Origin of the sequence: Kosakonia oryzae, assembly GCF_001658025.2 — a bacterium.
GTDB classification, from domain to species: domain Bacteria; phylum Pseudomonadota; class Gammaproteobacteria; order Enterobacterales; family Enterobacteriaceae; genus Kosakonia; species Kosakonia oryzae.
This window is the reverse complement of the sequence record NZ_CP014007.2, coordinates 3,097,471-3,112,255: the sequence shown is the minus strand read 5'-3', so window position 1 is coordinate 3,112,255 and position 14,785 is coordinate 3,097,471. Positions and strand designations below refer to the sequence as shown.

Below are 14,785 nucleotides of genomic sequence, written 5' to 3'. Positions count from 1 at the left end.
TACACGATTCACCGTTTTTTCCGGCGAATTAATTATGCCAGGATTAATACGCAGTCTGAGATTTTACCCATTCATATATCACAAAAGGATTGTTTCGATGTCCAACAATGGCTCGTCTCCGCTGGTGCTTTGGTATGACCAACTCGGCATGAATGATGTAGACAGAGTTGGGGGCAAAAATGCCTCCCTTGGTGAAATGATTACTAACCTGTCAGGCGTGGGGGTTTCCGTGCCGAATGGGTTCGCGACCACCGCCGATGCGTTTAACCAGTTCCTTGAACAGAGCGGCTTAAATCAACGTATTTATGCGCTGCTGGATAGCACGGATATTGACGATGTCTCTGAGCTGGCGAAAGCTGGCGCACAGATCCGCCAGTGGATTGTCGATACGCCTTTCCAGCCGGAGCTGGAAAAAGCGGTTCATGATGCGTATGCAAAACTGTCAGAAGATGACGCGCAAGCCTCTTTTGCCGTACGCTCCTCGGCAACGGCGGAGGATATGCCGGATGCCTCTTTCGCCGGTCAGCAAGAAACATTCCTCAATGTTCAGGGTTATGACGCCGTGCTGGTGGCCGTTAAACACGTATTTGCTTCGCTGTTTAACGACCGCGCTATCTCTTACCGCGTGCATCAGGGATATGACCACCGTGGCGTGGCGCTCTCTGCGGGCGTGCAGCGTATGGTGCGCTCGGACATCGGCGCTTCCGGCGTGATGTTCTCTATTGATACTGAATCCGGCTTCGACCAGGTGGTATTCATCACCTCGGCGTGGGGGCTGGGCGAGATGGTGGTGCAGGGCGCAGTCAACCCGGATGAGTTCTACGTGCATAAACCGACGCTGGCAGCTGGTCGTCCGGCGATTGTGCGTCGCACGATGGGCTCGAAAAAGATCCGCATGATTTATGCACCAACGCAGGAACACGGCAAACAGGTACAGATTGAAGATGTGCCGCAGGCCGATCGCGATCGCTTCTCGCTGACCGATGCCGATGTGCAGGCGCTGGCCAAACAGGCGGTGCAAATCGAAAAACACTATGGTCGTCCGATGGATATTGAATGGGCGAAAGACGGCCATACCGGCAAGTTGTTCATCGTGCAGGCGCGTCCGGAAACGGTACGCTCCCGCGGACAGGTGATGGAGCGCTACACGCTGCATGCGCAAGGGCGAATCATCTCTGAAGGTCGCGCTATCGGTCATCGCATCGGTGCTGGTACGGTCAAAGTGATCCATGACATCAGCGAAATGAACCTGATTGAAGCGGGCGATGTGCTGGTCACCGATATGACCGACCCGGATTGGGAACCGATCATGAAGAAGGCGGCGGCGATTGTTACCAACCGTGGTGGCCGCACCTGCCATGCGGCGATTATCGCCCGTGAACTGGGGATCCCGGCGGTGGTCGGTTGCGGTGATGCGACTGAACGTATCAAAACCGGTGAAAAAGTCACTGTCTCCTGTGCCGAAGGCGACACGGGTTATGTGTATGCCGATCTGCTCGATTTCAGCGTGAAAAGCTCCAGCGTCGATACCATGCCGGATCTGCCGCTGAAGATCATGATGAACGTCGGTAACCCGGATCGCGCCTTTGATTTCGCCTGTTTGCCGAATGAAGGCGTCGGGCTGGCGCGCCTGGAATTTATCATTAACCGCATGATTGGCGTTCACCCGCGCGCGCTGCTGGAGTTTGATGACCAGGAAGCGAAGCTGCAAAACGAAATTCGCGAGATGATGAAAGGTTTTGACTCGCCGGTTGAGTTTTACGTCGGCCGTCTGACGGAAGGGATTGCCACGCTGGGCGCGGCGTTCTGGCCGAAGCGCGTGATTGTGCGTTTGTCGGATTTTAAATCGAACGAATACGCCAATCTGGTCGGCGGCGAGCGTTATGAACCGGAAGAAGAGAACCCGATGCTCGGTTTCCGTGGGGCGGGCCGTTATGTGGCCGATAGCTTCCGCGACTGCTTTGCGCTTGAATGCGAGGCAGTAAAACGCGTGCGCAACGAGATGGGGCTGACAAACGTTGAGATCATGATCCCGTTCGTTCGTACCGTGGAGCAGGCGAAAGCCGTGGTTGATGAACTGGCGCGCCAGGGGCTGAAACGCGGTGAGAACGGGCTGAAGATCATTATGATGTGCGAAATTCCGTCCAACGCATTGCTGGCGGAGCAGTTCCTTGAGCACTTTGATGGTTTCTCGATTGGTTCCAACGATATGACGCAGCTTACACTGGGCCTCGATCGCGACTCCGGCGTCGTTTCCGAACTGTTCGATGAACGCAATGAGGCGGTGAAAGCCCTGTTGTCGATGGCGATCCGCGCCGCGAAAAAACAGGGCAAATATGTTGGTATCTGCGGCCAGGGGCCTTCGGATCACGAAGATTTCGCCGCCTGGTTGATGGATGAAGGCATCGACAGTCTGTCGCTGAATCCGGACACCGTGGTGCAGACGTGGCTCTCGCTTGCTGAACTGAAAAAATAACGCACTGAAGGAAAACCCCGACACAATGTCGGGGTTTATTATATATTTATCATAGGCTTATTTTATTATGGGGTGCCGAGCTGTGATAAAATATAAAGGAATAATATCAAACAATACAAAAAAGCCGGGCGAAGCCTGGCATGTCACTAGCTGTTCATTTGTTTAAAAAGTTCTCTTCCTGCCGCCTTCTGTTTCTCTATGTAATCGGCGAGATCCTGAATATGAATCATCCGCGGCGCCTTCTGGCTTTCGCCAGCCCGGAACGTTGGGATAGGCAATTGCCCCAAAGCAGCTTTTTTATCAGCGGTCGCTGACTTCATGCCAAAGTATTTTTCGCATACATCGGCAAGAGGTATTGATGCCGTTTCAAATTCAGTCAGTAATAAAAAAATCGTATTCATACCCACCTCACACCATACTCAGGCCACGGCAGTGGCTCCATGTCTCATATTAACCACTTCCCGGAAGTAGTGGCCCTCGTTGTCTTTTGTCCTGATTTTCATACTTCCTCGCGCTCTGAATTTATTCCACGGCTTACAAGTGAGCCGCTTTACTGGTTCCAAGGTTATCTTTCATTAAGGAATTTCCACGAATACGAGGGAAGCAATTCGATTGAAACGCTTTGGTTGAGTTTAAACTCAGGTGGAAAATTAGCCTTAAAATGTGCATTTATCGAGCCAGTACATTGGGCTTATTAACCCAGGAACAAGCAAGAACTGGTTATATGCATCTCAACTTTAAAGGGTATACGAGAGTTGAACCAGGTGATGAACTAGTGCACCCCGAAGAGCAGAGTATGTTGGCCGAAGCGATCGAAATGTTGGACGATGCAACATGGATGAAAATTCTTATGAAAACTGGTTTGAGCCAGGAATCGGTCAGGGAAATTTTTTCCGTTAATCGCCCCCTTTCAAATCCAAGAAATATACTCCAACTTGTTTGATGCTTAGTATCTAAACAACCCGCCATTTGCGGGTTGTTTCATTGTCTATAGAAAACCCCCAGCTAGGCTGGGGGTTCCGGAAAGCTTTCAGCTTTAAGCCAGTTATTAAAACCCCTTTTGATTTGTTAAAACACCTTGCGGTCTGGCAACTGCAAAAGTTCAACAAGAAATCAAAAGGGGGTCCCAATGGGGGACGAAAAGAGCTTAGCGCACACCCGATGGAACTGTAAATATCACATAGTTTTTGCGCCCAAATACCGAAGACAGGCGTTCTACGGAGAGAAACGTCTGGCGACAGGCAGCATTTTAAGAAAGCTATGCGAGTGGAAAAACGTACGGATTCTGGAGGCTGAATGCTGTGCAGATCATATCCATATGCTTGTGGAAATCCCGCCCAAAATGAGCGTATCTGGTTTTATGGGATATCTGAAAGGGAAAAGCAGTCTGATGCTTTATGAGCAGTTTGGAGATCTGAAATTCAAATACAGGAACAGGGAGTTCTGGTGCCGTGGATACTACGTAGATACGGTAGGGAAGAACACGGCGAAGATACAGGAATACATAAAGCATCAGCTTGAAGAGGATAAAATGGGTGAGCAGTTGTCGATCCCTTATCCGGGTAGCCCGTTTACGGGCCGTAATTAACGAAGTTTGATGCAAATGTCAGATCGTATGCGCCTGTTAAGGCGCGGCTGGTAACAGAGCCTTATAGGCGCATCTGAAAAACCTCCGGCTATGCCGGAGGATATTTATTTTCGAGACTACAATGTGCAATGTGGTATCGCCGCCGTTTGCTGAAGCCCTCGTTAGGGCTAATTTGCCAGAATCTGCAATACGCAGGAGGAGGCCGCTTGATGCAACCCCCCATCACAGAGGGGGCTATTTCCCACCAACAAACAGTGCAATTACAGCAACAATTAATGCCACAATGGAAACAGCGAATGATGCTATTGTAATAAGGATTGATGCCGTGGCAACCATTCTGGAATGATAGAACTCTCTCATTTCTTTCTTTGTTTTGTCGACTTCTTCAATGCTGTGGTTATGTTGAGGGAATGCATCAAGATAACCTCGACTTATTTTTTCCTCAAAAGACTCATGGAATTCTTTGTTCCAGCTATCAATAAAATTGATCACAGCATCTGTGATTTTTCGCTTATTTATCATTATGCCTCGCTTAATTTATTTTCATTTTGGAGTAATACCTGTTCATAATTCCAGTTATTAGCCTGAACAACTGACAACCTTATGCACCAGATGAGGACATTATGGCGCAGCAGTTACAGATCGTTAAGCATTGTTTGAATGTTGTCCCCGGCTTAAGTTAATGGCACTTATAAAATCAGGCCGGGGATTAGGAAATATTGAAATGAGAGCGCGCTAACTAATTTATTCTTTATTCTTCATTTGAATCATCTGTATTTCACTAATGCGCCGGCTATTCATGTTTATATTGCAACCAGCAAAAGCGGCTCCCAGGGAGTGTGTGCCTTGAGCGCCAGTTGTTGCTGCATTACAGTAATCATCACGGTATTTTAACCATTCACTCTGGCTTTTCTTGAAAGTATCGATCATTCGCTTTTTGCGATCCTCATCGCCCATCCACCATTGGGTGTAGTCAAACCCTTCGATTTCTTTAAGCTTATCAGTGTATGCTTTGTTCAGTGCATCGTCTGTTTTATCGTTGAGGTCTTCCAGACATTCGCTGTTATTTTCACCGTATTTTTGGATGCAGGCATCTACATCTTTATTCGACGTAATATCAGTAGCAGCGGTAGCCAGCGAAGCATTAGATGCCAGCAGCAGGGAAACTAAAACCAGAAGCTTTTTCATTACTGAAGGTTCCTTACTCTTATGTTTGTTCTTCTAACGTCACTGCCAAGATTGCTGTCGTTGCGCAGATAATCGATGATTTGCTGTCTGCTACCACCTTCGGCCATGATTTTAACCATTTGTTTCGCCGTAACGTTACCCTGATATAGCGTGTCAATAAACGCATCCCGGATTGTTTTATCTACGCTATTCCAGTCAAGAGCATTGGTAATGCCTAAGCGCCGTACCTGACGGCTGTAAACGCCTTTCCCGTATTCAATTTTTTCACGGTAAGCAATTTCGAATAACCGTATTTGCTGCTGGTGTGTAATTTCACCTACTAGCGGGCCATACACTTTTACGAATTGATCTGCTTCTCGATTTTTAAGCCCGGCAGCTTTTGCACACAGTTGGGCTTTATACTCTTCAATACCCGCCTGCCTGAGCGTCGCCAGGATTTCGCCCGCACTGCGATTACCCATATCGTATCCCCTGCCCAGAGTTACACCTGATCCGCCAACGGGTGGCCAGTGCAGGATTCTGGAAAAATAGGGATATGGATTCTGTCTGAATGGCATCACTGCGGTGATATAGTCTGTGCCTTCAGCATCAAACGTTATCTGCCCAATACTTACTCGAAGTGGGCCGCTGATATTTTGGGGCCGCCAGTGGGGTGTGGTTGCTTCTTCGAGCGCCTGCATAAACCAGGTATCAGTAGCACTGATCAGCCCTGATGGTGATAAATTCAGCAATCGTTGATACCAGCGTATTGCCTCGATGGTATCCAGATTACAACGCCCATCAGGTTGAATATGTCTGCCGGTCGCTACCGAGTATCCGGCACCGACAAGCTGCTGCTGGACAATTTTTACTTCTTTCGGATCGTTCGTTCCGCAATCCCCTACTGAAGAAGTCAGCCTGAATACCCTGGGGGCATGTTGCTGGCTGTGTCTCATTTGACTCTCCTTTTTCACGACATCATTCTGAGCTATGCATAATGATTTTTATTTTTGCACATGCATTGTAGCTGGCTTATTCACTGAAATCCCGCAGTAGATTTTTGAATATTCGGGGTTTGCTGATTGCTTAATATTCCCCGTTTTGCTTTGCCGTAAGCAACAATCCATAATACCTGCGTCAGCCCAAACAATAGGGCAGGATCGTCTACCGGGGCGGGGTCAGTCCATCAACGTCTCAGAAGTGTCCAGATTATCCGTGGCGATTCAGAAAGGGTAAAATTAGCCTGAATTGAGATAAAATGCACTAAAAAACACTGGTTGCATAATCAGTATTTTTTTGCATGTGAGTAATTATTATAGATTTTATTTTGTTGGCTGGCATGTGGATGCCGACACAATGTCGGGGTTTATTATATATTTATCATTGCCTTATGTTTGCATGGGGTGCTTATGGGGTGCCGGGCTGTGATAAAATATAAAGGAATAATATCAAACAATACGAAAAAGCCGGGCTAAGCCCGGCATGTCACTAGCTGTTCATTTGTTTAAAAAGTTCTCTTCCTGCCGCCCTTTGTTTCTCTATGTAATCGGCGAGATCCTGAATATGAATCATCCGCGGCGCTTTCTGGCTTTCGCCAGCCCGGAACGTTGGGATAGGCAATTGCCCCAAAGCAGCTTTTTTATCAGCGGTCGCTGACTTCATGCCAAAGTATTTTTCGCATACATCGGCAAGAGGTATTGATGCTGTTTCAAATTCAGCCAGTAATAAAAAAATCGTATTCATACCCACCTCACACCATACTCAGGCCACGCCAGTGGCTCCATATCTCATATTAACCACTTCCCGGAAGTAGTGGCCCTCGTTGTCTTTTGTCCTGATTTTCACACTTCCTCGCGCTCTGAATTTATTCCACGGCTTACAAGTGAGCGTATACGGCGCCTTCCTGTCAGTGCCGTCGCAACATAGCTTGCCGGGCGGTTGACCACTTCAACGGTAATTTTCACACCTTCAACCATAACCGTGTAAGTCGTCGTTTTGTCGTGGCGCCCGTACGGGCCAAATTTCTCGACATGCGATGCCAGAGCCGCGTCGCATGCCTGTCGCGCCAGCGGTGAATTTTTGCTGCTTCGGTTAATCAGCTTCATGCGCACGCTCCGGATCAAATTTGTCCCAGCAGTTAATTTCGATGTTGCGCTGCAGCCGCCGTGCCCGTACCTCTTCGATATCCCGCCCGGTCAACTCAGCTACCGACTGATTACCGTGCCTGGCGAGTAGCACCAGATCTTCGACACTCCAGTTTTCTCGCTCCATAAATCCTCCAGAGCGGGAGGGTTACCCCTCCCGGCGTCGATTAGCCAACGTATTCGGGTTTCATGTCGGTGAGCGTGATGCTGTATTTTTCGTACAGATCATCGCCCAGGTGGCGTTTTGCTGCGGAAAGCGTACGCTCCACGGCGGCAAACTGTTCCGCCGCGCCGGGTTCGCCGGGCGATGGCAGAGAATTAATCGCCGCCTCAACCTTGTTCCGGTTGTTGACCAGGTGATAACGACGCGTTGCCTTGTTTTTCAGTTCCGTGAAGAGGGCAGTGCCGAGAGCTGCTTTCGCCTCGTTAATCTGATTACCGACAGCAGTCGCAGCCTCCAGTGTTTCAGCGGCATCAATGCGCGCGCGGAATGCCTCTGCTTTGGTTTCCTGGCCATCAGTGTTATCGATCACCGTCTGATTTTGTGGCTCGCTCTCAGTGATCTCCTGGACGCTTACGCGTAGTGCCGGGTCAGGGTTGATGACTCTTTCCTGACGATCTTCAAGCTCATCCGGTGTGTATACGCCAAGGATCACATCCGGGCAGAAGAGTCGCGCCCAGCGCTTAACCGCAAGGTAAGCAAGCTGCTGGCGTGGATCATCCGCCCACAGGGTTGAGTTTCGAACCCGTGCCTGCGCCAGCAGTAAATCCAGTTCGCGGTATTGCTCCTCGCCTTTCAGCCGGGCGCGGATGATGATGCCGATCCCTTCTTCGTCCGCCATGCTCCAGCCAGGAACCCGGTATTCGCCTTTCTCACCTTTCTTGATGTTGAATCTGCCGATCACCTTTTCCCACGGGCCGTACCATTCATATTCGAAACGAGAAGCCAGCACGCCACTACGGGAGATCACCGCGTTGACGAGCTGCGCCTCATAACCCAGCACGCCATTAATCAGGTGTGTTTTCTGCGCTACGGCGAACGGGTTCATTTGCCACTGCGCCGCCTGCATAGCTACAGCCATACAATCCGCCGCATTTCCCTGGAGGTGACGCGGGACAGTTGCAGCCCCTTGCGACATCATCTGCGCAAAAGCGCTGATGGCGTTCAGATACTGCGAGTCGAAAAGCGCAATATTTGAATTAATAATCGCGCTCTGGTCTGTTACTGCAACATTTGTATTTTCCATGCTCCCCCCTTATGCGTTTGCCAGTGCGCGCAGCGCTTCAAGGCGGCGCAGGTCGTAGTCGTTCAGTTCGTCGGCGTAATCTTCGGTAACTGGCGCAGGCCATTCGCCTGTGTCGAATGCGTTCGCGATAGCGCGTATGGTGGTCTGGTATTCCAGCGCGCCAAGTTCGATGAGTTCCGGGCTGGCTTCGACAATCGCGATCCAGTGATAGCCCTCATCCTTGTTGACGAAAATCCAGAAGAACTGATCCAGTGCGGCGGTGTTCATGTACATGGCCGCGCTGAGGTGGTAATCGCGGTCGATAATTTCCCTGTGCAGTTTTGCCCGCAAAGCTGGCTGTTTGACGTTCCACATACTGATCGTTTTCAGGTCTACGCCGACACGGATGCCGCCCATATCGATTTCAAGATCGGGACGTACACGGATTTCCAGCCCGGTTTCGTCGTCGAACCCGAAATAGCTCACTTCAACGGCGCGGCCCGGGTGAGTGAGGAATTTCCCGGCGGTCGGGTGCGCCAGCAGCGCAGACTGAATCGCCGTGGCCGTTGCCATTTGCTGGCGGGTGACCAGAATTTTGTCTTCCGGGTTTTCGCGCCATGCATCCAGTAGCTCGTCGGCAAAGACTGCATCTGGATTAACGCTTTTAACGGCCTGAATCAGATCCGCTTTCGTGCCAGATACTTTCAGCGGTGCGGGTTTCTGCGCTTCCTGCGCAACTAAATCAGGATTAACAAGCGCCAGTTGCTCGAGCAGCGCATCACGGCTGCCGCTGGTTTTAACCGGGGCGGGCAGGGTGGAGTTGTATTCTTTGATGCAGGCCTTCATTGCCGTGGCAGTTTGCTTCTGGCCTTCTTCTATGCGCTGATATTCTGCCGGCAGGGACATGTAGCTTTGCCCTGTTTCATCAACAGATGTGCCTAGCGGCAGTTGCGCGGGCAGGGTGGTGTTGTGCGTTTCCAGCAGCGCTTTAATGTCATCTGTGCTTAACTGCGGCGGCAACCCGGCGTTGTATTCATCGATAAAGGCGCGGATTGTTGCTGTGGTGGTGAATGCGCCTTTCGGGATCTCCGGCTCAATGCTGAATTCGGCCAGAAGGTTTTCGGGCTGGAGCGCCAGTGCATGCACCAGATTCCCCATATCCAGTACCTTCGATTGCTCGCGGGCGATGGTTTTGGCAACGTGGCGTGCGTTGAAGTACATCAGGCTGACGCGGGCATCTTTCACCTGTGTGCTGCTGATACCGTTTGCCGCGTGGTAAACGTTATTCGGCAGACCTTCATAACGGCCCGGTTCGAAGAAGGCTGGATACTCCGGTTCTGATGCTGTGTCTGTTGCATCCAGTTGCACGTCTTCCGGCAACGGTTGGATGTTTTCCTGTTCGGCAACCGCGGCGGCCATCAGTGAGGCAGCAGCGGCCATAATGTCGTGGGTGCTCAGGGTATCTGCTTGCGTACCAGCGAGATCCACGCTTTCGCCTCCCGGCAGCGCAGCAGTATTTTGGTCTTCGATCTGGAAAGTCTCTTCCATCTGCACATCGTCGGCATTCTCCTGCACGCTTGTCTGGGTTGTGTCGCCGATCAGGCCATCAATGGAAAACATCCCGCCGCCCAGCTTTTTCACTTCCGGCTGACCGGTCGTTTCATTCACCGACGCGTGGGCAGCTTCGGCTGCCGCTTTCCCCACGACAGCAAATTCAGTGGCAAGTTTATCGAGGCTTTCAGCCGGTTCGGTGCCCTGAATCACCCCGGCAACAATCGCAGCACTGTCTATCTGGCGCGCCGCCGCAATGGTTTCTGCTGTCGGTTTGTCGTGCTGATGTTCAGTGAGGTTTGCGTTGATATAGGTCTGTAAGCTGACCGGGAAGTGATGCACATTTTCAGTGGCGCTACGGATGAGGGCGAAAATAGCAGCGCGGGAGAAATCGAGGATGCCGGGCGTTTTGCGCAGCGCTGCTGACCACTCTTTAAACGGACTTTCTTTGGCTGCGACAATGTCCTTCGCACGGCGGTGAACTGAACCAGGAATGTTGTAGATATCAAAATCCATCGGCATTGTTGCCGCCGCGATCTCGATATCCAGAGTGTCCAGCGTATGCTCATAGTCAGGATTGCGATCGGTGGCAATGCCTCCGCCCGCGTTAGCTCCCGTATCTGTGCGCTGAATGGCAGCAATACGCTTTCCTGCGGCCCATTCTTTTACAAGCAGGCCACGATCAATATGATGGGTGTCAGACCACGCCTGGATAAACTGAACCATGACAGCAAGCTCATGGCGTTTTTCTTCCGGGAATACTGACTTGAAGGCGCTGGTTAATTTCCACAACTCATGCGTTGTCAGATTGTCGATGCCGGGGATATTTCGCGCAGCAAGTAGCAAATTCTGGACATGGCTATTGTCGCTATCCATCTCCATAGCACCAATCTCAATACGCTGAGACTGAGTTACGTGATGGCGCATTTTGTCACTCAGATACTGTGCAATAATCCGCTGAGGCAGACGCAGTTTTACCACCGGATACAACGTATTTTCGTCATCATCCTCTGTTACGTCTGAGTGGGTATTCGTTTGCACGGGGGATGTTTCTGCGGGGGATGAAACCGGATCTGCTGCTTCGTTTACAGCACCCTCTGTTGATTCGGTATCCTGAGTATCTCTTGTGGCCTGGCTGGTAATTTTCTGCCAGGTGCGCCCGTCATCCGTAAGCGCATAACGATCGCACCAGGTGAAGTCGATAACTTCTTCTGCTGGCAGATCGTCAACCACAGGAAAATTAGTCAGTACCGGCAACTGATAATCGTGGCCGCGCCCGGTAGCGATTTCGTTATCTTCGAGAATTACCTGTACCTGCAATTTTGCACGGGCTTCGGTTTTCGCACTGAACCAGACAACTGCACTCGGCTTGCCTGATTTCTGAGTTGCTTTAATTAAATAAAAGAATTCCATACCAGATCCTTATTTTGGGGTGATAAAATCCCCGGCGCTGATTAAGCCGCCTGCGGTTTATTAGTGTTAAAAGTTCCGGTTTGCTTTGGTCGGTACACCGGAAGGGCTGGCCCACCTTGCGTGGGCTTTTGCTCAATGAACTTGCTGCAAAACCCTTTCAGTAAATTCACGCTTGTAGTTGCGATAACTGCCGAACATGGCTTTATCTGCGTCTGAAATACTGAGCGCCAGCAGGGCGATGGCCCTCACTGCGCAATGGGCGCAATCAAACTTACCCAGCACATAACCGCCATCGAGAATAACGGTCACTTCTTTTGATGACGGGGTGTGAATAACGCCGCTTACTTTCTTTTCGCAATTGAAAAGGGCGACATCCTGATTAATGACTTTAATTTCCGTTTGAGCTGTAATGATTTGCATAAATACTCCTTGGTTAATTAACCTTCGTGCGCCCACTGGTCATGGGTTGCACACTGTTTAGAGCAGTATTCATTTTCTTTGCGGGCGAGCTGCGCGCCGTTCCGAAAGAGAATGGTTTCTTTAACTGTGGTTTCAGCCGTGAGTGGCTTGCCGCAGTACGCGCATTTCGCGCCTGTAGGTGTTTTTTCTTTGATCACTGGATCACCTTTCCCGTTTAACAGAACTTCTACCAGGCAATCGCTGATGCGTGTGGCTTCGCGCATGGTGCGCAGGTAGACGTGTTTGCCGCGAACGGCTGAGACATTCCAGGTGTGGCCCTTGTGCATGGCCAGCATACCTGGCATCACGCACTGACGAATGATGTGCATCGTGCCGTAGTGTTGGTTAATCATTGGTTTTCCCCCTGTTGATGCCTGTCTTTTAACCACATCAGGCCCGGTGGTATGCTGGAGTTCCTACACAACCAGCAAGGACGGACTATGAAATCAGTAACCAAGCCGTGCCCGATCTGTGGTGAAGCAGCTACGTCGTTTAAGCATGTCAGTAAGGTTGTTAACATCAGCGGTAATCAACCCACTATCCGGGAGGTTCCATCCGTGGTTTATGTCTGTGATGAACACGGTTGGTTTATGCTCGCGGAACAAATTAATGACTTTGTCATTACAAGCACTGACCCATCTGTAAAAACACGGCTGGCAGAGTTGGTTAAGGTTCGCTTCGTACCTGAGCAAGAACAGCCGCTATCTCTGAAAGCTATTGAGTCGCTCGATTAAGGTCTTTACGGGACTCACTTCTCCAACCCAGGCGGTACATCTTTTTATTCATCCTGCCGCGAGGCACACCGCCTGTTCTGTTCACTTTCCGGCGAAGGTGGTGCATATGTTTTTCTTCCGGACTATTCATCCCTGTGCCGCCATCCTGCCGCGAGCTTTGAAGCTGCAAGGGTTTCTGTCGTGTCTCAAAAAGACGCGCCCAGTAAGCGCCAAACCCGAACATCTCAGTTTTCTTTGTGTTGCCTTTCATAGTCATCCTTTGCCGTTGTCGCCCGGCTGGCGGAACGTTGAAAAACCTTATGCGCGCATTACTGTGCGGTGAGCTGCTCTATGCTGCTCGTGTTTGGATGAATTAATGATAGCTAAAGCGATTACTTCAATCAATCGCCTTGACGATAATTGTCATTCCTTTATCGATTAAGTGTTGATTTATAAAGCGATTTATTTTTTGTAAATTGCGAGTAATATCGTGATTAAGTTTCCTAAGGAGATTGATATGAAGTTTCTCAAAGGATTGCTGTTTGTCTTTGGTGTCATGCTGCTGGGTGCAACGTTCAAAATGGATCAAGGTGGTGACATGCCATTCATCGCGTTCCTGTTCTACGGATTTTTTGCAATATCGGTGCTGATAGGATGGGCAGAGGTTGAGGCGTTTGTGTGGTAGTTGGCGGGAAAATGATGTGAAAGACCTGGATCGAGGGGCGCATTAGTTGCAAGAATTGATGCGTGGAACAGGATGTTTATATTGATAAAATCCTAGAGCAAAAAATCTACCGATTAAATTGTGATTTAAGCACAGAAAGGAAAAATCTGATGATTTACCAATGTCAATCATGTAATAGAACAACCTTTGAAATTAACTGCCCGTGGTGTTCTGGAGTGGGGCCAGCTACACACTCTGGGTGGGATTCCAGATCTTTACCAGCACAATCATCGGATATACAACAGTTGACATTAACACCTCTTAATCCGTCTTTCTACCCAGAGTTTCATTACCAATCAAAAGGGATGTTGAAAGATTTATTTGGGAAAAAGAAGGAACAAACGCAACTCAATCAGCTACTTGAAAGTGTGCTTGAAAAATATTCTCGTTTCAAAGACCCCTATTTTACAAATTTTATATATACATCCAGGTTTTCCCGTGGTAACGACTTAGATAAAAATTATACAGAAGATAATGGTGTATATTCTGAATTGACTTTATTTCGAGAAGTCCTTGTTCGACAAGGTTTCAATGAGCTCGAACAATTACCGCTGTTGTTGGATAAATTACTACTAACCACTTCATTCAATGCTCTTTATTTCGGTTTTGCTAAAGAAGTCAGTAGACATATTAAATCCACATTTACAGAATCGGTGAAGTCGTGGATAGACGAGGCAGGTACTAGTTTTCGAGCTGATATATCTCTGTTTTTATTTTATTTATGGAGCAATAAAATACAATTTCCTTCAATAGAATTTAATGAGGCTGCTGAAACTACTCCCGGCGTACCGTTGGTGTCATTCGATAATGTCAAAAAATACCTTTCCGTATGTGAGAACATATATTTTGATATTTTAGTTGATAGATTGACGGCTCGGCTCGAGAATTTTAACCCGAACAAATTTGTCACCATGTATCTTGTTGATGCAATGGATGGGTTTCAATTTGAAAATTTTCTTGTTGAAGTATTCCAGACAATGGGATATGACGTTAAGGAAACAAAGAGAAGTCAAGATCAGGGAGCTGATTTATTTGTTACCCGGTTTGGTAAAAAAATGGTAATTCAGGCGAAGAATTATTCGGGAGCTGTGGGCAACTCAGCGGTGCAGCAAGTAATTTCCGCAAAAACATTTTATGGCTGCGATGAAGCGATCGTAGTTACAAACTCTTATTTTACGAGGTCCGCAAAAGAGTTAGCTGAGTCTGCCTTGGTTCGCTTAATTGATAGAGATGAGTTACAGAAATATCTGGATGACTACAATCAGAAAATCATTGAGGATTTTCAATAAAATCAATAGATAATATCAACTCACATTTTATCATT

The 14,785-nt window shown here is 49.0% G+C and carries 16 protein-coding genes; 5 read left to right on the top strand and 11 right to left on the bottom strand.

The window, feature by feature from the left end; genetic code table 11:
* Positions 1-97 precede the first annotated feature (97 nt).
* Positions 98-2,476, top strand: coding sequence for a phosphoenolpyruvate synthase (gene ppsA, locus AWR26_RS14850; RefSeq protein WP_064566988.1), 2,379 nt, complete (start codon positions 98-100; stop codon positions 2,474-2,476).
* 146 nt (positions 2,477-2,622) lie between these two features.
* On the opposite strand, the gene AWR26_RS14845 is transcribed toward ppsA, so the two are convergent.
* Positions 2,623-2,877, bottom strand: a complete 255-nt coding sequence (locus tag AWR26_RS14845; protein ID WP_064566986.1) for a pyocin activator PrtN family protein — start codon at positions 2,875-2,877, stop codon at positions 2,623-2,625.
* 728 nt (positions 2,878-3,605) lie between these two features.
* Here AWR26_RS14845 and tnpA point away from each other — a divergent pair.
* Entirely contained in the window at positions 3,606-4,064 is a 459-nt protein-coding gene (gene tnpA, locus AWR26_RS14840; RefSeq protein ID WP_064566984.1) for an IS200/IS605 family transposase, read from the top strand.
* A gap of 234 nt (positions 4,065-4,298) precedes the next feature.
* On the opposite strand, the gene AWR26_RS14835 is transcribed toward tnpA, so the two are convergent.
* The 10 genes from AWR26_RS14835 to AWR26_RS25770 all read right to left on the bottom strand — a co-directional run bounded on the left by AWR26_RS14835 (position 4,299) and on the right by AWR26_RS25770 (position 12,179).
* Positions 4,299-4,586 (bottom strand): hypothetical protein, encoded by a 288-nt coding sequence (locus AWR26_RS14835; RefSeq protein ID WP_064566981.1) that lies wholly within the window; start codon positions 4,584-4,586, stop codon positions 4,299-4,301.
* 222 nt (positions 4,587-4,808) lie between these two features.
* Complete coding sequence (locus AWR26_RS14830; RefSeq protein ID WP_064566979.1) at positions 4,809-5,252, bottom strand: lysozyme inhibitor LprI family protein; 444 nt, start codon at positions 5,250-5,252, stop codon at positions 4,809-4,811.
* Positions 5,252-6,187, bottom strand: a complete 936-nt coding sequence (locus tag AWR26_RS14825) for a peptidoglycan-binding protein (protein ID WP_064566978.1) — start codon at positions 6,185-6,187, stop codon at positions 5,252-5,254. Before AWR26_RS14825 ends, AWR26_RS14830 begins: the two co-directional genes overlap by 1 nt.
* Positions 6,188-6,719: 532 nt before the next feature.
* Positions 6,720-6,974: a pyocin activator PrtN family protein gene (locus tag AWR26_RS14820; RefSeq protein WP_007374662.1), complete on the bottom strand. Its 255-nt coding sequence runs from the start codon at positions 6,972-6,974 to the stop codon at positions 6,720-6,722.
* 98 nt (positions 6,975-7,072) lie between these two features.
* The gene (locus tag AWR26_RS14815) at positions 7,073-7,336 is read right to left on the bottom strand and encodes a DUF4060 family protein (RefSeq protein WP_064566976.1); all 264 of its coding nucleotides are present in this window, start codon (positions 7,334-7,336) and stop codon (positions 7,073-7,075) included.
* Entirely contained in the window at positions 7,323-7,502 is a 180-nt protein-coding gene (locus AWR26_RS14810; RefSeq protein ID WP_064566974.1) for a hypothetical protein, read from the bottom strand. Before AWR26_RS14810 ends, AWR26_RS14815 begins: the two co-directional genes overlap by 14 nt.
* A gap of 40 nt (positions 7,503-7,542) precedes the next feature.
* Positions 7,543-8,622, bottom strand: coding sequence for a RecT family recombinase (locus AWR26_RS14805; RefSeq protein ID WP_064566972.1), 1,080 nt, complete (start codon positions 8,620-8,622; stop codon positions 7,543-7,545).
* Between the two features lie 9 nt (positions 8,623-8,631).
* Positions 8,632-11,565 carry a RecE family exodeoxyribonuclease gene (locus AWR26_RS14800; RefSeq protein ID WP_064566970.1) on the bottom strand — a complete coding sequence of 978 codons (2,934 nt, stop codon included), beginning with the start codon at positions 11,563-11,565 and terminating at the stop codon, positions 8,632-8,634.
* Positions 11,566-11,697: 132 nt separating this feature from the next.
* Positions 11,698-11,985, bottom strand: a complete 288-nt coding sequence (locus tag AWR26_RS14795) for a hypothetical protein (RefSeq protein WP_064566968.1) — start codon at positions 11,983-11,985, stop codon at positions 11,698-11,700.
* Between the two features lie 17 nt (positions 11,986-12,002).
* On the bottom strand, positions 12,003-12,179 hold the full coding sequence (locus AWR26_RS25770) for a YdaE family protein (protein ID WP_035943613.1): 177 nt from the start codon (positions 12,177-12,179) through the stop codon (positions 12,003-12,005).
* 285 nt (positions 12,180-12,464) lie between these two features.
* Here AWR26_RS25770 and AWR26_RS14785 point away from each other — a divergent pair, with 285 nt between their 5' ends.
* The 3 genes from AWR26_RS14785 (at position 12,465) to AWR26_RS14775 (ending at position 14,750) form a co-directional block, all read left to right on the top strand.
* On the top strand, positions 12,465-12,758 hold the full coding sequence (locus AWR26_RS14785; protein WP_139227878.1) for a hypothetical protein: 294 nt from the start codon (positions 12,465-12,467) through the stop codon (positions 12,756-12,758).
* Between the two features lie 496 nt (positions 12,759-13,254).
* A complete protein-coding gene (locus AWR26_RS14780; RefSeq protein ID WP_156525212.1) occupies positions 13,255-13,422 on the top strand; it encodes a hypothetical protein in 168 nt (55 codons plus the stop codon).
* A 149-nt stretch (positions 13,423-13,571) separates the two neighbouring features.
* A complete protein-coding gene (locus AWR26_RS14775; RefSeq protein ID WP_064566963.1) occupies positions 13,572-14,750 on the top strand; it encodes a restriction endonuclease in 1,179 nt (392 codons plus the stop codon).
* Positions 14,751-14,785: the final 35 nt, after the last annotated feature.

Excerpts from the sequence above, each read along its gene's own strand:
- ppsA (WP_064566988.1), top strand. The coding sequence starts at position 98 with ATGTCCAACAATGGCTCGTCTCCGCTGGTGCTTTGGTATGACCAACTC.
- AWR26_RS14845 (WP_064566986.1), bottom strand. The coding sequence starts at position 2,877 with ATGAATACGATTTTTTTATTACTGACTGAATTTGAAACGGCATCAATA.
- tnpA (WP_064566984.1), top strand. The coding sequence starts at position 3,606 with ATGGGGGACGAAAAGAGCTTAGCGCACACCCGATGGAACTGTAAATAT.
- AWR26_RS14835 (WP_064566981.1), bottom strand. The coding sequence starts at position 4,586 with ATGATAAATAAGCGAAAAATCACAGATGCTGTGATCAATTTTATTGAT.
- AWR26_RS14830 (WP_064566979.1), bottom strand. The coding sequence starts at position 5,252 with ATGAAAAAGCTTCTGGTTTTAGTTTCCCTGCTGCTGGCATCTAATGCT.
- AWR26_RS14825 (WP_064566978.1), bottom strand. The coding sequence starts at position 6,187 with ATGAGACACAGCCAGCAACATGCCCCCAGGGTATTCAGGCTGACTTCT.
- AWR26_RS14820 (WP_007374662.1), bottom strand. The coding sequence starts at position 6,974 with ATGAATACGATTTTTTTATTACTGGCTGAATTTGAAACAGCATCAATA.
- AWR26_RS14815 (WP_064566976.1), bottom strand. The coding sequence starts at position 7,336 with ATGAAGCTGATTAACCGAAGCAGCAAAAATTCACCGCTGGCGCGACAG.
- AWR26_RS14810 (WP_064566974.1), bottom strand. The coding sequence starts at position 7,502 with ATGGAGCGAGAAAACTGGAGTGTCGAAGATCTGGTGCTACTCGCCAGG.
- AWR26_RS14805 (WP_064566972.1), bottom strand. The coding sequence starts at position 8,622 with ATGGAAAATACAAATGTTGCAGTAACAGACCAGAGCGCGATTATTAAT.
- AWR26_RS14800 (WP_064566970.1), bottom strand. The coding sequence starts at position 11,565 with ATGGAATTCTTTTATTTAATTAAAGCAACTCAGAAATCAGGCAAGCCG.
- AWR26_RS14795 (WP_064566968.1), bottom strand. The coding sequence starts at position 11,985 with ATGCAAATCATTACAGCTCAAACGGAAATTAAAGTCATTAATCAGGAT.
- AWR26_RS14785 (WP_139227878.1), top strand. The coding sequence starts at position 12,465 with ATGAAATCAGTAACCAAGCCGTGCCCGATCTGTGGTGAAGCAGCTACG.
- AWR26_RS14780 (WP_156525212.1), top strand. The coding sequence starts at position 13,255 with ATGAAGTTTCTCAAAGGATTGCTGTTTGTCTTTGGTGTCATGCTGCTG.
- AWR26_RS14775 (WP_064566963.1), top strand. The coding sequence starts at position 13,572 with ATGATTTACCAATGTCAATCATGTAATAGAACAACCTTTGAAATTAAC.